Here is a 24,107-nt window from a genome sequence, read left to right on the forward strand (position 1 = left end):
CTGTACCTATATAATACCGAAACATCCCGGGAATGCAGCAATGAAATCCGCAGCCTGATCGATTCCGGAGCAGACATGAATGCAGCCGACGTAAGCGGACGGACCCCATTGATCCTGTCATTGATCATCGGACTGGATGAGATTGCTGAACTGCTTGTCAGAACAAAAGGCTGCAGTCTTGATCTGTGCGACAGATCGGGAAATTCGTCGCTGTCAATTGCCATAACCTGCGGGCGGGACAGAATCGCCAGGCAGCTGATCGAAGACGGTGCATGCATCGACAGTTCCGACAGCAATGGCTGTACACCACTGCTGCTGGCCCTGGCAGGCGGAAAGAAAGAAATTGCCGACCTGCTTCTCAGTAAGGGTTCTTCAGTTACTGCGGTGAGAGGGCGGACCGCATTTCCAGGTAATGAGGACGGATTTACCATGCTGATGTATGCAGCCAAATGGAGTTATCCGGATGTAATCAAAATACTGATTCAGCGCGGAGCCCGGATCAATGATCAAAGCAAGAATGGAAGTACTGCACTTATGGTGGCTTGCGAAGCAAAGTCAGTCGATGCAGTCAATACTCTGCTCGAATCAGGCGCTGATCCCAACATCAGGGATCAGAACGGAAACAACTCCTTGATGCGGTTTCTCTCATCCTGCAGATCAGATACAGATTGCGCCATTCCAGAAGCGCTCATCAGGTCAGGTTCAGACCTTGCCGGCAAAAACGGAAAGGGCTTTACTCCCTATGTATTAGCTGTAAGAATGAAGCGCAGCGATATTGCAGACCTCATCGCTTCAAAAGGCATTGATCCCTGTCCTGACAGGCTGAGTGCAGACCTGCTTTTATGGAGCTCTGCGATCACCGGAGACCTGAAAAATGCCGGACTCGCGGTTTCCAGAGGTGCGGAGCTCAACTACCTGGACACTGCTGAACAGGAGTATGGTTGCAGCGGGTCTCCGCTTCAGATTGCAGCAGGCAGAGCGAACCCTGAGATGGTCAGATTTCTGCTTTCCAAGGGTGCCGTTGTCAGCCTGCCGGATAAGCACGGTGAAACAGCCCTGCTGAAAGCCTGCGGCAGTTATGGAGATTCCGACAAAAAGCAGGAAACTATCTCGATCTTGAAGATGGCTGGGGCAGACTACGACAGGGAGCTGACTTACTACAACAACAGAAGATATGGCCATGACCTGGAATATGCTTGCAGTAGCGGCAAAAAAGACGATCTCTTGAAATACATAGGAATGAAAGTTTCAGTGAACCGCAGTGATGAATATGGCCGCACCCCGTTGATGCTCGCCTCTGAAAAAGCGGAGCATTCTGAAATCGTTGAGATATTGCTCGATAATGGAGCCGACCCTACAGCAAGGGACTTACTCGGTTTGACAGCGCTGGACCATGCAAAACAATGCAACAGCGAAGAAAATTATAGACTGATCAGCCAGGTGCTTGCGAAAATATATTATGACCAAGACAAGAGTATGAGCTGCAAAACCAAAGCTGAGAGCAATGATTTATCTATGACCAGCTCTGAAGTGAAAGCGGAAAGTGCGACAACTTCAGGAACAGTCAAAACCATTCTCCTTGGGAACAATGTGAAACTGGAAATGGTCTGGATCCCGCCCGGCCAGTCTGTTAAAGGCAGTGTTAAAGGAGCCTACTATGAACAGCCGCAGCATATTGTAAAAATAAGCAAAGGCTTTTATCTAGGCAGATACGAATTGACCGAAGAGCAGTGGGAGGCTGTTGCAGTAACCAACCCCAGATTTTTTTATAAAGGTGCTAAAATACCTGTGAACAACATTTCCTGGGATGACAGCCAGGAATTCATCAGTAAGTTGAATCAAGCAACCGGCCATGCCTTCCGCCTGCCCACTGAAACGGAGTGGGAATATGCCTGCAGGGCTGGGACTACCACTGAATATTACTGGGGCGATAAAATGGATGGCGACTTCTGCTGGTATGAGGAAAACAGCGGGGAAATATGCCGTGATGTCGGGACCAGGAAACCCAATGCCTGGGGTCTGTATGACATGAGCGGCAATGAATCGGAATGGTGCCAGGATTGGGGTGTCGGCGGTGATTATTACAAAGCAGCTTCAGCGGCAAGCTCGCAAAATCAGGGCGATAACCCGACAGGGGTTCAGCGGGGCGGGAGCCACTACAATTCACCCATAAACTGCAGATCAGCATCTCGATTGTATAACAGCAGATCCCCGAATGGCAGGGACATTGGCTCCGGCATGCGCCTGGCGGCCGATGAAATCCCATAGTGCCACATTACCCGCATCTGTTTTCACATACAGTCCTTGCATGGTAGAATAGATCAGACGGCTTTGATCGGAGGATTCGAGATGAAACCATTTATCCTTTTGCTGATACTGTTCTCGTTCCGGGCTTTCGCAGAAGGCACTGGCGAAATACAAGCGGCCAAGCCGGCTGAAGTCATGCAAGCGGCAGGCCCAGCACCCGCTCCAACAGCGCAGGCCTCCACCCTGCAGGCGGTAAAGCCGACTGCCAAGCCCAAAACCACGGTGAAACATCGCCGGATAGTACACCATGCCAAGAAAACAACTGGAACAGCAGATTTTCTTACTTTTGATTCATGCCCTGGGATCAGGATCACCTCGACCAGATTCGAGAAAATCGGCAACATTCCATACTTCACGGGCATAGTCCAGAACCGCTCGGACAGGACTTACTGGTATCTGCTGGTGAAGGTCAGCCTCTACAACAGGGATCAAAACCTGGTGGGACTGATCATGGACAACGCCCTCAGCCTGGGGCCGGGGAAAACCTGGAAATTCATGGCTGAAATCGAGGCCTGCGGCACTCCCGCAGCCGGCAGAATCACAGACATTTACGGCGGCACGATGCGTTAACTCGCCACTCTGCCTGATCCAACGGAATGATTCGGACAGTTTCTCAGTCTGAAGCGCGATCTGTTTGAATTCTGGAAAATCCTGTTGAAATCGGTTTCAGTAAATCCAAGCTCAGCCAGAGCCCTGTAGTCGTCGTTCAGGTAATTACCTTGCGGGCCGGGATCGTCAGTATTGATGCTGTAATTCATTCCCAGGTTCCTGGCGATACTGACTGGATGATCTTTGACGCTTCTGACATTTCCGATGATCGTATTTCCAAGCGGCATCATCTCTATATGAATGTCGTTTCTGATGATGTGATCGATAAGCTTCCGGTCCTGAAAAGCACCTACAGCATGGCCGATGCGATCCGGCTGCAGGGTGAGGATTGTGTTCCAGACATTGTCTGGTCCGAGCATTTCACCTGCATGCGCTTCCAGCTTCAGTCCTGCCTGGCGCGCTTTTTCCACGCCTGGAGCAAAAACGATTAAATTGCCTGCATCTTCACTGGATAAGGCCAGCCCGCAGATCAGTCCTGATTTGGATAAAGGAATGATTCTGGTCAGCTGGCGCTCAAACTTCTCAGGGTGGGAAAGCACCACGCAGACCAGGAATTCCACCTGGATTTTACCGCCAGCAGCATGATCCGCGGACTCGCGCAGCCTCCTGAATTCACCGATCGTTTCCTCGACTGTCGGATATGAGAAAAGAATGCCTGAAACAAAGATCTCGGTATAAGCCACATTCTGCCTGATCAGCCGTTGAATGTGTTTTTTCAGGATCAGATGCTGCCGTTCGTTTTGATAGATTTGCTGGGTCAGAGTCATGTAATTGCCGAACCATTCTGCCCTTGATTTCACAGGCCAGATTGAAGTAAATTTATCGACATTAACGCCCATGTCATGACCTTCTGCGATCAGTTCTTTGAGCATCTGAGGGTCAAGAATGCCGTCCAGGTGGCAGTGAAGTTCGGCTTTGCGGATTTTGTTTATTTCAAGCATTACTCCTCCAGGAACTATTTTAACATGTCTGAATTTAAGTTGACTAAAAACAAAAAAGAAGCAGGTTTCCCTGCTTCCTTTTGGACTGTTACATTTGAATTTACCAATTTGTAAATTAAATGTTTCTGACCAATAGTATGGGGGGCTGAAATTTTGATTTATCCTCTCATAATCCTCCTTGGATATTTATATCGTTTCAATATTAGTGCAGACTTAGATCACTCCACCTACAGCGTAAACCGTGAATTCGACTTTATACTGCAATGCATTCGCGTTCATCCCGAAATGCTCGGCAGCCAGCTGAAGGATATTGTGCACTGCAACCTGCTGATACTTCCTGGCTGCGGCGATTGCTTCGTCGGAACTGGTAAAGATACCTTCTGCGCATTCATCCTTCACGAAAGTCTGATCAGGATCAGGCACATAATTGGGAACCCAGCAGTTCTTGATCCAGACTGTCACACGCACGACTGGAATGAATTTGACTGATTTTTCAGCTGCAATCTTCTCTGACTCGGGTGTGATTACGCCACCAACAGTGTAGACTGTGAATTCAACTTTGTACTGCAGGGCATTAGCGTTCATGCCGAAATGCTCAGCAGCCAGTTCCAATGCTTTATGGACTGCGGTCAGCTGATAGTTCTTGGCTGCGGCAATCGCTTCGTCGAGATTGGTGAAAATTCCATCAGCGCATTCATCCTTCACGAATGTCTGATCCGGGTCAGGCACGTAATTTGGAACCCAGCAGTTCTTGATCCAGACTGTCACGCGCACTACCGGCTTGTACTTGACAGTGCCGACCGGATGTAAGCCCTTCAATTCGTTCAATGAAGTGGCATAGGTCACTGAATGATCCAGATTTTCAATACCAGTATTCATCAGGATCTCAGCTTCATTCAAAGCTTCTTCAACTGCGATCTCAGTATTGGCCTTTGCGGCTTCCAGGGCTTTTTCCTGATTGTCGAAAGTCCCCTGCAGGTAAACGTAATTTGTTGATTTTTCAGGATTGCTTTTAAGCCAGGTTTTCACATTTACGATACTGGTGAATGTACCGCCAAGGTCTGGATTCCAGTCATTATCCGGAAGAGTTGCCGGGGCCTGGATTTTCTGATCCCCATTGGCTTCCTGTGAATCTCTCACAGAAGCAGTATTTTTAACCTTGTAATCCATTGCATCCTGGGGAATCTTCAGCAGTTTCTCGGCCTCGATCTTGGCGAGTGTCACCGCTGTTTCAGTGTTTTTCTGCGAATTAGCTACAGCGTCCGCATAAGTCTTGAACAGACCCTGCAGATAAGTATAGTGCGTGTCGTGAGCCGGATTTACCTTATCCCAGACATGCACGTTCACCACGCTCGTGTAAGACGCATACGCGTTTCCCGCTGCCAGAAAGAAAACCACTCCAGCCAGCAGCATCATCAGATTCTTTTTCATCACTTGCCTCCTCTTGTTTCCTTGTGGACTTTTAGAAACCGCTCAGAACCCATATTTCGCTTCGCTGACCCCCCTTCAGTTCGTGTTAATTCCTGCGAAGGATTCTATTGCGATTTCTTGTCTTAAAGCGATTATATCCGGCTAAAAACAGTAATCCAGTTACAAAATCCTGCACACATATTTTTAATGGTATATAATAAAAACATGAGATTACTGATCCTGATAATCTGCTTCATAATGTTTCTGACAGGATGCGGAGAAGCTCCTCCCTTGTCTAAATCCACCGCTACATCCGAAGTTGCGGAAAATACTCCTGATATGTCTCCAGCCTATGGCGACTGTATAATCGATACAATTTCCTCGAATCCTGCCACTCTCAACCCGTTGACAGCGACTGAGTCAGATGCTCAGTGGGTGATAGGATTGATCTACAACTGCCTGGTGAAAAAAGACGGAAACGACGAATGGGCAGGAGATCTTGCTGAGCGCTGGGAACAGACAGGCGAAGGAAAAATTCTGACATTCCATCTGAAACCTGGGGTAAAATGGCATGACGGAGTCGGATTCAATGCTGAGGATGTGCTGTTCACCTATCAGAAAATCCTGGATAAAAGTTCGGAATGCTATTTCAGCGATATATTCACGCACATAGACACAGTGGAAGTGCTCGATCCGCTGACCATCAGAATCACATATGACACTCCTTATGCACCTGCTTTGTCCCAGTGGTGGTTCACGATCATTCCCAAGCATATTCTGGAGAAAGAAGATCTGACAACCGAGCACTGGAACCGGTCTCCGATCGGCACAGGTCCCTTCCGCTTTTCAGAGTGGATCCCTGATGAGCGGATCATTTTGAATGCCAATGATGACTATTTCGACGGTAAACCGTTTCTCAGGCAGTACATCATCCGCATCACACCAGACGAATCCATGAAATTCCTGTCTCTGCAGAGAGGCGAGATCGACGCATCAAGCCTGAACTGCGATCAATACACTAAACACAGCGATACTGAGGATTTTAAAAAACACTTTAATATCTTTCATTTCCCGGACAACGCCTTTTCCTCCATCGCCTATAATCTGGCTTTGCCGAAATTCCAGGACAGGCGTATCAGACAGGCTTTAACCATGGCAATCGACAGGGAACAGATCATCCGGGAGATAAATCACGGGTTCGGTTCAGTGCATGCAGGACCGTTTTCCAGGACCTGCTGGGCTTATGACGAAACCGTAAAGCCGTTGCCTTACGATCCAGCCGGTGCCAAAGCGCTGCTTCGAGAAGCAGGCTGGAAGGAAACCGGGGAAATAGTCTTTTTTTATCCGTATTTTGCAACAACCAAGCTGATCGCAGCGTTGATAGCGAAATGCTGGGAAGAGATTGGATTGAATGTCAAAGTCGAATCTTTTGAATGGACTGTATTCTGGGACAAAATGCAGAAACTGGAGTTTGAAGCCGGATATTTTTCCTGGGTTGGTTTTGAAGATCCGGACGATTACTCGCTGATCTGGGAGACGAAAAATATCCCTGAATCCGGTGGGAATGGTTACAATTTTTCCTCATATAAAAATTCTGAAGTGGACCGGCTTTTCGAAGAAGGCAGAATTACCATAGACCCGGCCAGACGGAAAGAAATCTATCACAAAATCCACAAAATAATCGAGGACGAACAGCCATACACTTTTGTGGAAAGCCTCGATTCCATCTGGGCGGTAGACAAGCGGTTCCATGGTATTGTTCCGACTAAGACAGGCATTTTCTATAACATCGAAAAATGGTATGTGCCTGCAGAGCTGCAGCGTTACTTCCCCAAGCAGCCCGAATGAAAAGAGCACTGCCGGGCAGTGTTAACCTGCAGGTGATTTTGAGCAGAGCAGGATCGGAGTCCCATCAGCATTTAGTATATAATATAATCATGAAACTGATGTGCTTGATAATCATATCAATGCTGTTTCTGACAGGTTGTGGAGAATCACCTCAAGTATCTGCAGTAAAAGACCCGCCCAAGATTGTGGAAAAACTTGCAGACCAGTCGCCTGCCTATGGCGATTGCATCATTGATACGCTTTCACTGAACCCGACTACGCTCAACCCTCTGACTGCACCTGAAGCCGACGCGACATGGGTGATCGGCCTGATCTTCAACAGCCTGCTCAAGAGGAACTGCAACAACGAGTGGACCGGTGATCTTGCCGAGAGCTGGGAGTTTAAGGATGCCGGAAAAACACTGGTTTTTCACCTGAAACAAGGCGTGAAATGGCATGATGGAGTAAAATTCGAGGCTTCAGATGTGATGTCCACATATCAGAAAATCATGGATAAGAGCACAGAGTGTTATCTCAGAGACACTTTCATGCATATTCAAACAGTTGAAGCCCTGGATAACATGACTGTGAGGATCAGATACGATACTCCTTACGCACCTGCACTTTCGCAGTGGTTATTTTATATACTTCCCAAACATGTTCTGGAGCGGGAAAATTTGAAAACCGCATCGCCCGGCAGCTATCTCATCGGCACAGGTCCCTTCCGCTTTTCAGAATGGATTCCGGACGAACAGATCAGGCTGACAGCAAACGAAGGTTATTTTGACGGTCGACCTTTTTTAAAGCAGTATATTCTCAGAATCATACCAGACAGTTCAATGAAATTTCTTGCTCTGCGGAGAGGAGAGATAGACGTTTCCTCTCTGAACTGCGATCAGTATACCAAGCAGGTGGATGCTGAATTCAGAAATCGCTTCAACATCTATCATTACCCTTCCAGCAGCTTTTCCTATATTGCCTACAACCTGGCATTGCCTAAATTCCAGGACCTGCGTGTCAGACAAGCGCTGACCATGGCGATTGACAGGGAACAGATCATCCGCGAAATCGATCACGGTTACGGATCTGTCCATGCAGGCCCTTTTTCCAGAGCCTGCTGGGGCTATGATGAAACAGTGAAACCGCTGCCTTTTGATCCTGCAGGAGCCAGAGCTCTGCTTTCGGAAGCAGGCTGGAGGGAAAGCCAGGAAATAGTACTTTCTTATGCATATTTAGCAACTGAAAAGTTGATCGCTGCCCTGGTCAAGAAATGCTGGGAAGACATCGGCCTGAAAATCAGGGTTGAGTATTTTGAACCGACCGTCAGCTGGGAAAAAATGAAGAAGTGTGATTTTGAAGCAGGATTGTCTTTCTGGATGGGCTTGGATGATCCGGATGATTATTCCATGATCTGGGAGTCGAAAAATATCCCTGAGCCGGGCCGGAGAGGAAATAATTTTTCTTCATACAAAAATCCTGAAGTGGACAGGCTTTTTGAGGAAGGCAGGACTACAGTAGACATGACAAAGAGGAAGGAAATCTATCACAGGATACATCGGATAATCCATGCTGATCAGCCTTACACTTTTCTGGAAAGTATGGAAGAGTTCTGGGCAGTGGACAAGCGCTTTCACGGAATAGAACCGACCAAGATCGGCATTTTCTATAACATCGAAAAATGGTATGTGCCTGCAGAGCTGCAGCGTTACTTCCCCAAGCAGCCCGAATGAAATGAATGCTGCGGAGCGGGAGCATATAATCAATCTGATAAAAAAGAAGCAGGTTTCCCTGCTTCTTTAAGTATGGGGCAGTATATTAATGAAAACTATTTTTTCATAATCCTCCTGATTATTAGGTTTAACTTGAAATCACCACCAACCGCCGGGCTCTGCTGTGCACTCTGTGCTGTATTCCAGAAGATCCAGGGATACGTTGAAATGCGCTGAAGCTGATTCCAGAGCCTTTTTCACTGCTGTCGGCTCATATTTTTCCGCGGCCTTGATCGCCTTGTCCAACTGGCTGTATGATCCGCCCGGACCCTCGCTGAACTCGAAAACGTCATTACCTGGAGTATTTTCCGGAGAAGGAAGCCAGCAGTTCTTGATCCAGACTTTTACATTCACTACCGGATAAAACTTGGTTGGCCGGATTGTCTTGGAAGTGCTCTTGTCACTGATCACAAAGATTTCCAGTTCGCATTTGCAGCTTGACATATCCAGACCTGCAGCCTGTTTGGACCAGACTGTTTCAGCATTCTTCAGGGCTCTTGCTTTTATCGTATACAAAGGAGAGCCTGATCCATGAATTGCTTTAAAAGCATCCGCAGAAGACAAATATAAACCCTTTATGTTTTCTTCAATCACAAAAGGATACGGAAAATAAGGCAGAGGGCAGACTGCGCCATCCGGGCAGACCGGAGTTTTCTTGAATGATACTGTAGCAGCCAGTTTCGCGGAATAGACATCTCCGCCATTGACAATATAAGTGATAGTGAAGTAGAGATACTCTTCATCAATACCCGGCCATCCTTCATTAGCCATTTTCATGGTTCTCTTAAGCGCTTCTTCCTTGAAAGCGAGCATTCTGTCCAATGTCTCCAGAGCCGTTTTTCCACCGAAAGTAGCAGTGTATTCAATCGGCTTCAGCGGCAACAGCGTGCAAAGAGACGTTAATGCCTCAACTTTCATTGTTCCGCCATAGACAAACGGTGAGTCTGCCATCGCCGAATCGGCTGTTACCAGGATCAGAGCAAGTACCAGTGACATTCCTAAAAACTTTTTCAACACTTCTGCAATCCTCCTTAACTTTTATGCTTATCATCAGAAGCGGCCTTTGTTTTCCGATTCATCTCCTTTCAAAAAGATTTGCTTCTGGGTTAAGGCAATTATGGGAGAACAACAGATCTGATTCAAGTTACAAGAAGCTGCATTCCACCTTTGCCTTGATGCATTCTGCAGCGTTCACTTTGCCTTCATTGGAAAAGATCAGATACCAGTTTCCTTCAGCGGGAATTTTGACTGAACTATGCAGAGAGGAAACGTTTTTAAGGACCAGAGCGGCAGAAAACTGCATTCCTGACAGATATCTGGCATAATTCTCCGCATCGCACAGATAAAGATCGATTTTTCCAGCCTGTGTCAGGCAGAAAGTGCTGTTATCATCCGGATTTTGGCCCTGGAGCAACTCGGATTCAACAGTCACGGAAAAATCAAGCTGCATCCCGTCAGGACATTTCAATTCAAAAGGAACCGCAGCAGGCTTCCGGATCTGTCCATAATAAACAGGCGACCAGGTGTAAACTTCAGCTGTGATGCTCCGGTTGATCTTGAATTTTCCGTCGATCAGCCCGATCCCGCTCCTGATTCTGGCTTCAAAGGTCTGCAGTTCATCTCCAAGATTGAGACTGCATTCTCCTTTATTGTCCGTGTAGCTCCACAGGCAGCGCTCCTTCGGGTATCCGCCGGGATTGTCCACGATCACCTGCGCTCCGTCGATAGGATTACCTGAAAGATCAGTCAGCCTGACTCTGAGTTTGCAGGCAGCGCTATAGTGATCTGTCGAATTCCAGACATACCCGTCTCCGCGCCAGTTGAAAACGCCTGTGACCGGAAAATCCTTCCATTTATCATATGTCCCAGGCGCATCCATCATCATTCCGATCGGTTCCCACTGAATCCAGCGTCTGTCATAGAATTCATTCCATTTATGATTGTCGGCATAGGCTGTGGAAAGGAGGCATGGAATCAGGGCAGTCCTGGCTGCCGCTGTGTTCAGGTAGCCGCATTCGCTGCAGCGGCCCTCGTGAAAATTATAAACCCGCACAGGCTGGAACTGGCGCTTCGGAGGTGTGCAAAATTTGATGTTTTCTTTGAGCCATTGGCTGATAGCGCCGATCGCGCCGTTGTCAGGGTCATTTTTTTTCCCGCACCAGAGCACTTCGCAGGTGGAGAGAATGTTTTTCAGTAGCAGTCTGCCTGGATCATTGTGGTTATAAAGATAATCGCGCCAGAAAACACCAGCACCCGGCTCTCCGTGTTCTCCAGTGGCTGGATCGATGTAATCAGGCAGCTCCCTGGTGATTTTCGGGTGCACTATGTACCAGTAATAGATGTCGCGAGGCAGTTCATTCACACAGATTTTCTTGCCGTTACCCACGCGGTAACTTGTTGTCGAATAATAATCTCTGTCAATTCCGGCTATCCCGTGATCGATGATTTTTACGTATTTCAGCTGTCCGGCAGTTTCATAGATCAGCATTGCGTTTTTCTGAATCAGTGAAAGGTCCATCCGGGACAAGTCTTCCGGAGCAAGATGCGCAACGCAGAACGCGATTTCATCAATATAAGGATCTTGAGCATTCAGAATCAGTTCAGCACACTTGATCCTCAAGTCAGGCTGCAGCAGCGATAAATTTCTGATAAGTTCCCAGTAAAGCCACGCTGGAGCCCGTTTCACGGCCTCCAGTGTGGTAGCGTCAAGCGGCTCTTCAGGTAGCTGAGTATCGGAAACCGATCCATTGGAGATATGAACTATGGCGCTCTTTCCGGCAGGGATCATTGTTTTATAAGCAGTTGCGGGAGAGGCGGCAGATAAAGCGGCTGCAGCAATCATTAACAGGATCAAGGTTGTTCTCATGGTGCACTCCTTAAAGAACGAATTTGTTTATTTTACTCCCGCTAAGGTTCGATTGAAACCTCTATTCTGCCGAACTGCAGCTGACAGTCGCAGTAACTTTTTGTCCAGCCTGAATTTCCATGCTGTCCAGATCCAGCATGATGAAATTGCTCCCTACTATAGTTTCCTTGGCATTCGACTGTTCCACAGTAGAACCGGAGATCGACCAGGGAAGAAGAATCACAGGCGGCTTGCATGAAGTCAGATTCTGCTTGAACGGTTTATTAAACAGGACAGTGGCAGTGATCTGCATTTTACCTTCGCCAAGTTCTGTTACGGTATACGATGGAACATACAGCGGATCCATTGTTCTCTTCATCTTCACTTCCCAGGCAGGGTCTCCATAGAGCATTGTGATTCCCAGGCATCGATTGTATCCGGACTGCTCTGAGCCAGTCTGATATTTCTGGTTGAGATAACGTGATGCGATCCGGTTTGCATGGACTGCTTCTGCATAAGTATAAGTATCCTGCAGGTAGAAGAAATATACCGCAATGCCCCAGGCTGTGCAGGTCCTGTTCTGAGTTTCCAGATGGCCGAAGAACTGGTAGCATCCATTATGCATCCAGGATAAAACCATGCATTCCTGACTGGCGGTAATATGTGCGATCAGGCAGTTGCCAGGCGAGTAATACACTTTGGGGTTGTCTGTGGATATATCATAGATTTTACCGTCACTGGCAGTCCCCTGCAGCATCCCGTTGCCTTTCACAGCCACTGTGCCGCTTGAATAGGAATATCCCATCATCCAGTTTTTTTCAGAAGCGTGTCCGCTGGTGGACAGCAGATCCACCTGGTTGGAATTGACGCATTTCACCCATTCATCCGTCGTATCGGCAGGACCTTTCACTTTCGCGGTCTGTTTGCCGGACTCCTTGACCCATTTGTCATACTGCACGCCCTCCGAAAAGGAGGTGCCGCAATCGAAAAAGTCCAGCCAGCCTGAGCCTGCGTGGGAAAGAGTTTCCTTCAGTTCAAGTGGCTGTGCATCAACCATTTTCAGGGCATCGTCGGCATTGTAAGCAGTGAAGATAGCCCAGACAGCTCCGTCGTATGGGGCATTTTCCAGGCCTGCCATGCAGCGGATCACAGATTCGGCAAAATCACGTTCGCAATCATTGGGTTTGCTGAGAAAACATACATAATAAGGGTGAAGATTCTTCAGGTTTTCTTTCAGTTCCGTGCAGGTGTCAGGTTTGCCTTCATAAATAAAGACTTCAGCACTGTGTTTTTCAATCAGCTTCTGCAGGACGTTTTGCCATTTGTCGTTAGCCGGATCTGAGGGATTAAAGAATACCTTGTTCACTGCAATGGCATAAGTTTTTCCATTGTTTTCCCTGGATTTTGCTACAGCTGGAAACCTGTAAAAAGCTTCCAGGCTGAACATCAGGAAGAAAAGCAGAGAGATGATTACTGTTATGCGTTTCATACAAACTCCTTATTTGATGATTCTTAAAATAATCATCTCCGGAAACGGAAAATTATCCAGTTACAATCTGCTGCAATCTGCTTCAGTTGGAAGGGTCAGGAGATGTGAACAGCCTCGTGTCCGAGTTTTACAAGGTAATCAGCGATAATCAGTCTGTGGCACTCTTTGATTTTACGCTCAGCGCAGAGCAGGCAGAAAGGCGGCTGCAGTGAAAAGAGCCTTCCTGTCAGCAGGTCGCCGCAGCGATCCCAGAGCAGGCTGTACTTCCGCTGCCAGTCAGGATCGTGCCTGAGCAGGTTACCCATTTCTTCCAGATGGATGTAATCGATCCCGCGGCTTTTGAGCAGAGCTGAAATTCCCTTTTCAGGGTTCGAAGAATACGAGAAATCCCTGATCGCGGCGTATGGTGCGATCCGCACGTCAGCCACTGATTTCACTCCATTTTCAGTAAGTGTGGCGAGCAGTTCATCCGGAGACCTGCCGCCATATCCGATAGAGTAGAATTTCATGGAGAAATGGTAACAAGAATTATCGAGCAAGTCTAATTTGGAACAGAATGCCGCGGGGTATCAGTTGAATCTCTCGACGATCTGCCCATAATTGGAAATAGGACAAGATAAGTGGATGCGTTCACCTGAGAGGTGAGCGCCAAAGATCCGGCGGGGCCGGCCAAACATATCCGCTCCCGCCATTAGGAAAAGCAGAACTTCGACAAGCGCACAAGCTTTTGCACTCCCACCCTCAGGATTTTTGCACAGGGGTTATCCAACCCCCTTTTTTTTGCACAGTGGGTTTGTTGCGATTGATGCAAAATCCGCGGAATTGTAATATCCTATGAGTATGAACAGACATGCTGATGAGCTTGAAAATCCAGCAGATGATTCCAGATTTTTCTGCGGTAGAATTGCTGAACAAAACCAGCTTCAGGAAGCTTTCTCAGAGCGGCGGGTGATTTTAATCGCAGGGATCGGCGGGATCGGAAAAACTGCTCTGGCTGTAAAGCTTTATCAGAATCTTCAGGTAGATCAAAAGACAAGCGGCCGCCTGATCTTTATCAAATGTCTTGCAGGATGGAACTTTTCAGATTTTTCTTCTGAAATAATTGAACAGGCAGTCAGGCTGACAGGCAGAAAAAAATACCTTGCCAGTGTTTCCAGGCTGCCGAATCAACTCGCAGAAATGCTTGAGGAAAACGGGATTATTCTGTTCATCGACGATTTTCAGCTGATTGAGAACTCTGAAGTTCAGGAATTCATTACTGAAGCTATAGATTATTTCCAGCAGGCCAGGCTGGTGCTCATTTCCAGAAACAGACCTGAAATTCCGGCCTTGAAACTGATTGAAGTGTTTGAGCTGCGGCTTGGCGGGCTGGACTTCAATGAGACATGGGAAATGGCTTCTCACCTGCTGAGGGATTCCAGCGATCTGAAAAGCGTTTCCAGGGATAAATTGTTCGAAAAAGTGAAAGGCCATCCTTTTTTCATCAAAATGAGCCTGAGCGTTTCCAGAAACGACAGTAATGCACTGGAAACACTTCTTGAATCAACTGAATGCGAATTTGAGCTGTTAGACCAGATCTGGAAAAATCTGTCAGCAGTTGAAAAAGAAATACTTACATCCCTTTCGTTCATGAGAGCTCCAGTAAAGCAGTTCCCTGGCTGCAGGAACGAAGAGCATCGGTCTGCATTGAAAAAGCTTCTGAACAGATATCTTGTTGACACAGATCTATCCGGACGATATTTCCTCCACGATATTTTCAGGGAGCACATCAAGGAAAAATCCGACGTAGAGGCAGTTTTAATGATCCACAGACAGATTGCAGTGGATCTTTGCCTGGAAAATGCAGGGATCGATGAACAGCTGGAAGCCTACTATCATTTTCTGGAAGCAGGCATGCTGACAACGGCTGTAGATCAGATTATCCTGCTTGGTAAAAAATTCCAGCTCCTCAATGAAGGAGCGGTAAGATTCGATAATCTTCTGTCGCAGGTTATTTCGGAGTGCGGAGAGTACAGGAATCAGGAACTTATCCGTTGCAGGATCGAATTTTTGATCATCAGGGGCGCTTACCGTGAAGCCGAATCTCTGCTTGACTCTATCCACAGCAGAGCCGAATACGCCTATCTTTCCGGATTGATGAATTATTATCGCGATCAGGGTGCGCTGGCGATCAGGCAGTTCAGAGATGCGGTTTCCATGGGTCTCGAATCCGAGCAGTATTTAAATGCAATCGCCATTATCGCCAGTTCCTATGACTGGCTGGGAGATGCGGAGACAGCGGAAAAATATTTCCTGCAGGCCTTGTCCAGTCCGGCCATTATGGATCATCCGCTCATCAAAGCCAGAATCCTGGCTAACTATGCGAGCTGCCTGTATCCGCAGGGGAGATGCGAAAAAGCACGGGAATGCTTCGGACTGGCCGAAGAAATACAGCGTACCTGCGGTGCCACAGGCCCCCTGGCTGGCACTCTTCTTACTGAATCCTGGTTTTTCCTGATGCTGAACGACCTTGAGAGGTCTCTGGCATGTCTAAATGAAGCCAGGGACCTGCTGATGCGGATCGATGACAGGCGCAATCTGGTGAATTCGATGATCAATCTCGCCTGCATAGAGAATCGGAGAGGACAGCCGGAGCCGGCTCTCGAACATCTTTCATCAGCATTCGAACAGGCTGAGGCACTTGATCTTGAAGTTGAACAGGGATATGCCAGCAGGGAAGCAGGCAATATTCAGATGCAGCTTGGGCAGTTCGGAAAAGCAAGGAACCAGTTGAAGAAAGCCCTCAAGATTTTCGAGAAACTCGATACACCGGTCACCCTGGCTTTTGTCAGGATGCACTATGGCAAGCTGCAGCTCCTGACAGGATATGTAAGTGAATCGGAGGACATGCTGACTTCGGTTTGCGAAGTTTCGAAAAAGGCCAGGAACTCCATCCTGTCTGCCTCGAATTACTTTTTCCTGTATCTGCTGTACCGCTCTTCTGGTGACGGACGGGCTGAACAGTGCTATGCAGACCATCTGGAAATGCTTGATAAACTACCGCTTTCCACCCAGAAAATGCTGAAAAAGGAGCTGTCTGAATTTGAAAGCAGGCAAAGCGGAAAAGGCGCGGACAGGATCAGGCTGTTTCTGCCTGGAAATGACGGGATCATTGCCGGAGCTTCGGAAATCGAACTGGCTAGATCACGCAGAAACGAATATGAGATATTCATGGATTTTGAGAAGTCATATATTTCCATCAGAGGCAGGGAAGTTCCGCTTTTTTCCAAGAAAGTGCTCGCAAAACTGCTGCAGCAGATGGTTTCAAACCCCGGACATGTGTTCAGTTCGGACGAAATTTTTGCGGCTGTCTGGGGCTGTGAATTCGATCCTGAAGTGGACGGCAGCCCTCTGCGCAGGTCGATTTTCAGGTTAAGGCAGATCCTGGGCGACGTTAAAGGCGGGCATTTCATCTGTTCAGCCAGTGAAAAAGGGTCGTATTTTTTCAACAGGCAAGTGGATTATTGTGCAATTTTCCCGGTTGTGCCTCTTAGCGGGAAGTAGTTGGAAATGTTAAATGTTGAATGCTGAATTTGTGAGATTCAATTAATTACGTGCTTGTGGAATGATAATGCAGTAGTTGACTTGCGGGTTGAAGAAGTAGCAGCCCTTTTCAGAAGCAGAGCAGATGAAACGTTCGCGCTTGTTGTCTCCAAGCATTTCCCGCAGGCGGGAGATGGTCTTGCGCAGCGCGCCTCCATCTGATTCGGGATTGTATTTTCTGCCCCAGACTGTTTCGAATATTTCCTGCGATTTGATCACACGTCCGGGCTGCCTTAGAAATTCCAGCAGCAGGGGCACCAGCACTTTTTTCTTGAAGACCGGCACTTCCGAGCCCTGAATGCTGAATCTGCGGCCTGAAAAATCCACGAAAATCTCGTATTCTCCGCTCTTTGATTCCAGTTCACGGATTTCGGAGGCTGTGGCGGTTTGAATTTCCCTGCCTCTGACCAGCAGTGTGAAATCCCCTTCCGGGCTAGAGGTGATCAGTTTTTCTTCATACCACTTGAATTCTTTTTGAAGTTTATCCTGGGCCGTGACCGGGAGCTTCTCCATCTGGATCAGATACTGGCGGTAAAAGTCATCTGCGCCGCTTCCTGAGGCAAGTCTGGACTGGAGATATAAAAAGTAATAAGATCTGGCCAGGATCTGCGGGTTGTCGCTGATTTTTCCGAATTCCACTGCTTTCTCGAAAAACTCTCTGGCTTCACCTGATCTGCCTGACAGCAGGAGATACTGTCCATAACCCTGCTGGGTGCGTGTGCGTTCCACTGAACTGTCGACAGTCTGGTAGATTTTCAACCCTGACTGATAGTGAAACTCAGCTTCCTTGAACTGACCCATCCTGGAATGCAGATTGCCGAGTTCGCGGCGGAGGAAACCCTGTTCATGCAGAAGTCCCTTTTTAAGAGCCAGCTCCAGGCCGAGTTGAAAAAATTTGAGCGAGTTCTCAAAATCTTCCCGAAAATGATAGAGCTCTCCATACAGATAATAAATATAGATAAGTCCCATCTGATCGTTGATCTTCAGGCACAGATTCCTGGATTCTGAAAGACAGGCTGCGGATTGATCGATTTCATTGAGATGGTAGAGAAGGAGGGCTTTGTTGTAGAGGGTAGTGGAGAGATTGACGAGAGCGTGGCAGCCTCGTTCGATAGTTTCGGCTTTCTGGTAATATTCAAGAGCTTCCTGTACCTGACCCCTGTGCGCCAGAAACACGGCATATGTCGACATGGCACTGGCATGCAATACCGGGAAGATTCCCTTTCCCCCTTCTTTCAGGGCAAGCTGGAAATATTGTTCGGCTTTCGGGATTTTTCCGAGCCTGTTGTATGCGCTCGCAATTGTGGAAAAAGTATACAGCCGCTGCTCTGTAGAAAGATCGTCTTTCAAGGCAATTTCCAGGGATTCGATCGACTGCTGATGATGGCCTGAATAATAATACTTCAGCCCTGAGAGATAGTTGAAATCCTTCTGACCCTTGATTTCCGAGAGCAGCTCATCAGCCTCACTAAAGGCTCTGTGAAAGATCAGGAATTCAATCCTGGAGCTGACCAGTTCCTGATGACGGTAACAGTCAGAGAAATTCAGCGCTTCGCAGAGCAGATGATAAAAATTTCCCGTGTCTTCACCAAGAACTTGAAGCTGGCGGCTCAACAGGATCAGGGCATCCACAGCTTTCCTGGAATCCCCGGCTTCCAGAAAATGGAAGTAGGCTTCGCGCAATTCCTGAATTTCTGCCTGATCCATGCTGAAAGATACCGCGATTTTTTTGTGGATCAGGATCATATCTTTCTGATCGATCTTGCGCTGGGTATATTCCCTGAGCAGATTGTGCAGGAAAATCCTCCCCTCTGCGTCGGATTCGACTAAAAAATTATCCAGGAGTCTTTTGACGAGTGATCTGGTTTTATCTGAAAAGCCTGGCAGGCGTTCCATTCTGACCGGTATCCTTATGAAGCAGATGGATTTAAGGAACTCCTGCTCATCCATTGACAGCGAAATCCAGAGCTGATCCAGCAGGTTTCTGTCTTTTTCCTGCTCAAATTCAGATGAAGAAAGCAGGGATTCCGGGGTGTGTTCCCCGACAGTCAGGAGTCCCAGAAACAGTTTGAGAGAGAATGGATGGCCATTCACTTTTTCCAGAATCCTGATTTTCGTGTCACTGGGAAGCGATTCGAATTTGGCGGTTCTGAGGAGGCCGGAAGCCATTTTCGCGGAATCCTCGCGTGACAGCCCTGCAAGTCTTAATTCATAAAGCTCCACAGCTTCCAGCGGGGAGAGCGAGGGTCTCTTGCGGGTGATCAGGATAATTTTAGAGGATTTGAGATAGTCTTTAGCTGTCCTGAGCAGGTCCCTTGTTTCTTCGGATTCCACCAGATGAAAATTGTCGATGAACAGGATGATGGAGTTTTCCTCCAGCATTGAAACCAGCAGCAGGGGAGACCTGGCGAAAGAAGACGAGTATTTTTTATTGCCTGTCAATTCCACTACACCGTGGACAATTTCAGCCTGAAAATCCTTGTTGCCCCAGCCGTTTCTGCATGAAATCCACACTACTCTGCCAGTGCATTCAGGACGTTCTTCCAGTTTGTGAGCAAATGCGAGAGCCAGGGCGGTTTTTCCGATTCCGCCGATGCCGGCGATCGTCAGCAGCTTACGCAGGGGAAAAGCATTGAGCAGTTGCTGCAGTTCAACCTGACGGCCGCAGAATCCTGCAGGAATGGAAGGGATCATTGATCCAGTCCCCAATCGAAATTGGTTTCAATGATCAGGTCCTTGCCTGTTCTGAAAAATTCATCCTTCAACACTATGATCAGATTGCCGTCTTCCAGATACCTGATCACAATGCGGTTGAATTTGAAAGGCCGGTCAGCCATGATGGTTTTATTATCCAGAAGTTCGTGCAGTTCGAGCAGAACCCTGCGGAAGTCGGGCATCAGTTTAGTGTTAGGGCCATACAAAGTCCGTTCAACATTGATCAGGGAGTCGACAGTCAGACCGATTTTCTTGTTGTTGGCGCGTAAAATTCCAGGCTCGATCTCGAATTCAGGTTCTCCGTCCCGGTCCTCATCAATGTAAAGAGTGTATCTGCGGGAAAAAGATGAAAGTACGGCCTTGATCCGATTTTCAGTGACAGTTTCATGACCTTTTTTGTCCTTGAGATGGATCTGGCTCAAGCGTGTTTTGAATTCACTCAGTTCTTCGTCTGTGAGGTTCACAGGAGGCAGCACTACCAGTTTCAGCAGAGGATGGAAAAAGTCGTCCTGGAATTTGATCTCTAACATTTTCTGGGAATCGATCAAAGTCATCCCATTCAGCAGCAGACGTTCGGCGGCGCGGTCGTTGGATGCCATGGAAACCGCTGCTGCCAGGAGAAGCAGGAACAATATTCTAATCTTCATCGTGCCTCCAGTGAATGTTGTGCACTGCTATATGATAATAAATCCTGAGCCAGCGGGCAAGCCCTCAGTCAGCGGCTCTTTTGTCGATCACGCAGACGGCCTCGACAGATGCAGCTCCGTTTTTAATAAGCAGTTCAGCACATTTCCGGACAGTGATGCCGCTGCCGATTACATCGTCGACGAGTAAGATGTTGCGTCCTGAAATGTCAGTTGAATCCGACAGGGTGAATGAGCCATCCTGCAGCTTCTCCCATTCGTGATCTGATTCCACATCCCTGCGCAGCCGGCAGCCGGTTTTTTTGCTCAGGCAGAAGGAGGCAGGCACTGCAAGTCTTTCGGACAGTTCACGGACGATTTCTGTGACAGGCTGCATAGGCCTGTCCGCTTTACCCGGCGGAACTGGCACAATCAGGTCAAAGGGCATCCGGTTTTTGTGCAACAGCCCTGCGATCAATCCGGACAGGGCAGAGGCCGCAGCTTTATCTGCCTGGAATTTGGCTTTATAAAGGAGAAAGCCAGGGTCAGGTTCAGGCATGGCCTGGACTTTGGAGTAAAGTTTATACAGGCATTGATCAGCCGGAATCTTCTGCAGGGTAAGTATCATGTTTGCTCCAGAATCGTCATATTGTAACAGTTTGGAAAGTTACCTCCAAATTATACAGTAGACAACTAATGTTTAGCTGCTGGATTTGCTTATATTATTTGTCCGCCAGGACAAATAATGATAACTTGTATGAAGGCTTGCTCTGATAAATCAAAAATGCATGCACGACTGAAAAGGGCGGTTAAATGAGTAATCAGGAATTCAGATGTCCGCAATGTAATCAGATCCTCGATATTCCAGAAGATCTCCTGGGCCAGATTGTACAATGCGCTTCCTGCGGGACAGAATTCACTGTTCCAGAACCGGCTGTAATCCCCAATGCACATCCTGTTCAGCCTGCATCCCCATCACCAACCCCATCTCGCTCTCCAGAAGTTATTTACGATTCCTGCGCCTGTCCTCTTTGCGGAGACACCGGACGCATGAACAAACCTGAAATTCTTTACGGACATCAGGTCTGCAGAAAATGCTATTACTCTTTCGCCAACCGCAGGCAACTGGCATTTATAATCGATGCTGTGCTCTGGCGCATCTTTGTATTCCCGATCGCGTTTTCGATTGCTGTGATTCTGGGGTTGTTCGGCCTTTCGGATACTGACCTGAAGATTGCCGCAACTTTATTTGATTGTGTGATGCTGCCTCTCATTTTCATCTGCAAAGACTGTTTTTCCGGATTTTCTCCAGGTAAATTTCTTTGCGGCGTACGGGTGATCGACGAGGTTACCGGAGAACCGGCCGGGATAACAGCTTCCTTTAAAAGGAATCTGCCACTGCTGATCCCATTTATGCCGATTGTTGTCGCATTTCAGCTCAGCAAAGGTCACAGGATCGGAGACGGATGGTCGAACAGCCGGGTGATCCGGATCAAATACGCATCAAATCCTGTTTTTTTAATTAATTCGTAATAACGAAATCAAACTCTTTATGGAGTAATGGCGATGCTGTCTTTCATTTTGCCGCCAAATGCCGCCTGATAGATTCTTGACTGGAATTGAAACAAGGATACAATTGGCCTAATACAGGTTTGAAAAGAAGCTTTTCAGTTCCAGATTCAGGGGTGAACCTGGAAGATATAGAAAAGCTTCAAAAAATGACCCCTGCGCAAGCTTCGGGGTTAAGTGGCTGTAGTCAAAATCCCCGCTGCGCTCGGATTTTTAACAGCCTCTAAAGGAGGACTCAGGATGAAAGCGTTCCGTCTCAGCATCGTTTTTTTCACAATTTTATTCATGATTGCAGGTGCAGTCACAGCCGCTGAAGTCAGCAAAGCAAACACAGCCCCCTGTTTTGAGCAATGCCCGTCCTGCGGCAGTTACAACATCAGCCCGATCGGCCTTAAATGGACCTGCAACGACTGCTTCCATGTCTGGAGCGTCTGGCCGACCGGAAAATCCGGATCCAGGACCAATGACCCGGACTACAATGCCTGCCCTAACTGCGGGTGCACAGACATCAGCTCAGCAGGCGTCAATTTCATCTGCAACGGCTGCCAGCATATGTGGAAAGTCTGGCCTGCAGGGAAAGCGGTTGTTAAATCCTCAGACAGACCAGTGACTGATCCTGATTATAATTCCTGCCCGAATTGCGGCAGCACGCATTTCCATTCAGCCGGCACCTGGTTTACATGCGACGAATGCTTCCACATGTGGAAAGACTGGCCGCCGATAGTCAGCGCAAACAGGCCTGCCAAGGGGCAGGTGGATCCGGGTCTTGACTGGTGCCCGAAATGCTTCAGCAATGACATCGTCAAAGTTGGGAATATGTATTCCTGCCTGACCTGCGGTAATTTCTGGAAAGACTGGGACCCTCCGATCCTTTCCACACACAGCGCACAGGCCAAATCGGCCAGGCCAGTGATGGAACCGGACTTTTTCAGCTGCCCTAAGTGCCAGAGCACTGAAATCAGCCATGGCGGCGACATGTGGATCTGTTTCTCCTGCTATTACACCTGGAATAAATGGGGAGTGCCCATGAACAAGGCGGCCGGACAGACCACGCTGCGCGGGAAATACGACGAGGCAGCAGGCCTGCTGCTCACTGAAACAAAAAATCTGCAGGAATCGCTGAAGCAGTGCGCCCACAAGTTCAGCCTGGTCAAGGTCTATTCAGGCTGCATCGGCGCATCCCAGGAAAATCCGGCGCTCGCCAAGAGCGAATTCGAAACACTGCAGAAGAACATTGCAGCTTCCCAGGCTTTCTTCACACGGCTCGATGACCTGATCAGGAATCAGAAATTCAGCTTCAAGGAAATCGACTATTCAGGCCTGGAAAAGTCGATCACTGCCGCCTACGGCTATTTCGCTGACTGCATGAAGTCAGTGCAGATCGCCACACCCAGCTACAAGGACGGGAACTTCTTCAAGGCAGATACAGGAATGTACCTGGCAGAGAAGGAAATCGGCAATTTCAGCGCAGCAGTCGAGAGACTGATCAAGGATTTTCAGGCGCACGAGTAAAAAGATTCATTTCATCAGGAATCAAAAGGAGCGGGCGATCCGCTCCTTTTTTCATACACGTGACTGTACTTTAACTTCAGCGTTTAGAATGCAAAATACCGGCTTCAGGTTGGAATTTTTGCTGATGAATGGTAAAATTTAGGCTTCAGATTCTTACAGGGAGCTTGAAATTATGAAAATAACCTGGCATGGCCATTCGTGCGTTCTGGTCGAAGGCACAAAAAAAATCCTGTTTGACCCGTTTTTAACCGGAAACCCCAGAGCAGTCATCAAACCCGGGGATCTGCGTCAGATCGATTACATATTCATCACACACGAACATCATGATCATCTCGGCGATGCTGTAGAGATCGCCAAAGCTAACGGCTCCTGCATTGTGGCTCTGCATGAGATTGCAGTTTCATGTCTGGAACAGGGTGCCAGAACCGAAGGGATGAATGTCGGCGGGACCCTTGATTTCGGAGGAGTGCGTGTCAACATGGTAATGGCAGTGCATTCAGGAGCAGCTACAGGAATGATCATTGAAATGGACGGGAAAACGATTTACCACGCCGGTGATACAGCGCTCTTTTCCGACATGGGGCTCTATGCCGGATTCTTTAAAATCGATCTGGCCTTTCTGCCGATCGGAGATCGTTATACAATGGGGCCGAAATCAGCTGCCAAGGCTGTGGAACTATTGAAAACTCCCAGAGTGATTCCGATTCATTACGGCACATTCCCGCTTCTCACCGGTAAAGTGGAAGATTTCAGAAAATACGTGAAAAACGCCGAAGTGATTGCACTTTCACCGGGCGAGTCATTTGAGCTGTGAGATGAAGACGCGTGCACCGTCCGCAGATTGCTTTCATAAAAAAAGCCGCGCGAAAAGTGGGAAGCGATAATCTCGTATGAAGGGAAATAATCGAT

At 48.0% G+C, this 24,107-nt stretch carries 17 protein-coding genes; 8 read left to right on the forward strand and 9 right to left on the reverse strand.

The genetic code is table 11. The annotated features are described in order from the left end of the window. Positions 1-2,268 (forward strand): ankyrin repeat domain-containing protein (locus PHW04_16765; protein ID MDD2717542.1); only part of this gene is annotated, 2,268 nt, incomplete at its 5' end. An 81-nt stretch (positions 2,269-2,349) separates the two neighbouring features. Then, entirely contained in the window at positions 2,350-2,877 is a 528-nt protein-coding gene (locus PHW04_16770) for an FxLYD domain-containing protein (GenBank protein ID MDD2717543.1), read from the forward strand. Here PHW04_16770 and PHW04_16775 read toward each other — a convergent pair. Continuing rightward, positions 2,874-3,857, reverse strand: a complete 984-nt coding sequence (locus PHW04_16775) for a hypothetical protein (protein MDD2717544.1) — start codon at positions 3,855-3,857, stop codon at positions 2,874-2,876. The two genes, PHW04_16770 and PHW04_16775, sit on opposite strands and share 4 nt — an antisense overlap. A gap of 213 nt (positions 3,858-4,070) precedes the next feature. Next, entirely contained in the window at positions 4,071-5,288 is a 1,218-nt protein-coding gene (locus tag PHW04_16780; protein ID MDD2717545.1) for a hypothetical protein, read from the reverse strand. Between the two features lie 204 nt (positions 5,289-5,492). Between PHW04_16780 and PHW04_16785 the strand changes: the two genes are divergently transcribed. Both PHW04_16785 and PHW04_16790 read left to right on the forward strand, forming a co-directional pair. Next, positions 5,493-7,115: an ABC transporter substrate-binding protein gene (locus tag PHW04_16785; GenBank protein ID MDD2717546.1), complete on the forward strand. Its 1,623-nt coding sequence runs from the start codon at positions 5,493-5,495 to the stop codon at positions 7,113-7,115. 89 nt (positions 7,116-7,204) lie between these two features. Then, positions 7,205-8,824: an ABC transporter substrate-binding protein gene (locus PHW04_16790; GenBank protein ID MDD2717547.1), complete on the forward strand. Its 1,620-nt coding sequence runs from the start codon at positions 7,205-7,207 to the stop codon at positions 8,822-8,824. A gap of 138 nt (positions 8,825-8,962) precedes the next feature. Here PHW04_16790 and PHW04_16795 read toward each other — a convergent pair whose 3' ends face one another. The 4 genes from PHW04_16795 to PHW04_16810 all read right to left on the reverse strand — a co-directional run bounded on the left by PHW04_16795 (position 8,963) and on the right by PHW04_16810 (position 13,706). Beyond that, entirely contained in the window at positions 8,963-9,877 is a 915-nt protein-coding gene (locus PHW04_16795; protein ID MDD2717548.1) for a hypothetical protein, read from the reverse strand. A gap of 130 nt (positions 9,878-10,007) precedes the next feature. Then, positions 10,008-11,729 (reverse strand): transglutaminase-like domain-containing protein, encoded by a 1,722-nt coding sequence (locus PHW04_16800; GenBank protein ID MDD2717549.1) that lies wholly within the window; start codon positions 11,727-11,729, stop codon positions 10,008-10,010. A gap of 61 nt (positions 11,730-11,790) precedes the next feature. Then, positions 11,791-13,197, reverse strand: coding sequence for a hypothetical protein (locus PHW04_16805; GenBank protein MDD2717550.1), 1,407 nt, complete (start codon positions 13,195-13,197; stop codon positions 11,791-11,793). Between the two features lie 95 nt (positions 13,198-13,292). Next, complete coding sequence (locus PHW04_16810; protein ID MDD2717551.1) at positions 13,293-13,706, reverse strand: DUF488 domain-containing protein; 414 nt, start codon at positions 13,704-13,706, stop codon at positions 13,293-13,295. Between the two features lie 331 nt (positions 13,707-14,037). On the opposite strand from PHW04_16810, the gene PHW04_16815 reads away from it, so the two are divergent. Beyond that, entirely contained in the window at positions 14,038-16,740 is a 2,703-nt protein-coding gene (locus PHW04_16815) for a winged helix-turn-helix domain-containing protein (GenBank protein MDD2717552.1), read from the forward strand. 42 nt (positions 16,741-16,782) lie between these two features. On the opposite strand, the gene PHW04_16820 is transcribed toward PHW04_16815, so the two are convergent. From PHW04_16820 to PHW04_16830, 3 genes are all read right to left on the reverse strand, one after another. After that, the gene (locus PHW04_16820; GenBank protein ID MDD2717553.1) at positions 16,783-19,473 is read right to left on the reverse strand and encodes a tetratricopeptide repeat protein; all 2,691 of its coding nucleotides are present in this window, start codon (positions 19,471-19,473) and stop codon (positions 16,783-16,785) included. Further along, positions 19,470-20,141: a hypothetical protein gene (locus PHW04_16825; protein ID MDD2717554.1), complete on the reverse strand. Its 672-nt coding sequence runs from the start codon at positions 20,139-20,141 to the stop codon at positions 19,470-19,472. The genes PHW04_16820 and PHW04_16825 overlap by 4 nt, the downstream gene beginning before the upstream one ends. Before the next feature lie 64 nt (positions 20,142-20,205). Then, complete coding sequence (locus PHW04_16830; GenBank protein ID MDD2717555.1) at positions 20,206-20,745, reverse strand: phosphoribosyltransferase family protein; 540 nt, start codon at positions 20,743-20,745, stop codon at positions 20,206-20,208. Between the two features lie 185 nt (positions 20,746-20,930). Between PHW04_16830 and PHW04_16835 the strand changes: the two genes are divergently transcribed. The 3 genes from PHW04_16835 to PHW04_16845 all read left to right on the forward strand — a co-directional run bounded on the left by PHW04_16835 (position 20,931) and on the right by PHW04_16845 (position 24,012). Further along, a complete protein-coding gene (locus tag PHW04_16835; protein MDD2717556.1) occupies positions 20,931-21,650 on the forward strand; it encodes an RDD family protein in 720 nt (239 codons plus the stop codon). 276 nt (positions 21,651-21,926) lie between these two features. Next, positions 21,927-23,198 (forward strand): hypothetical protein, encoded by a 1,272-nt coding sequence (locus tag PHW04_16840; GenBank protein MDD2717557.1) that lies wholly within the window; start codon positions 21,927-21,929, stop codon positions 23,196-23,198. A 169-nt stretch (positions 23,199-23,367) separates the two neighbouring features. Beyond that, positions 23,368-24,012, forward strand: coding sequence for a metal-dependent hydrolase (locus PHW04_16845; GenBank protein MDD2717558.1), 645 nt, complete (start codon positions 23,368-23,370; stop codon positions 24,010-24,012). The last annotated feature ends 95 nt before the right edge of the window (positions 24,013-24,107 follow it).

Source organism: Candidatus Wallbacteria bacterium (genome assembly GCA_028687545.1).
GTDB lineage: Bacteria > Muiribacteriota > JAQTZZ01 > JAQTZZ01 > JAQTZZ01 > JAQTZZ01.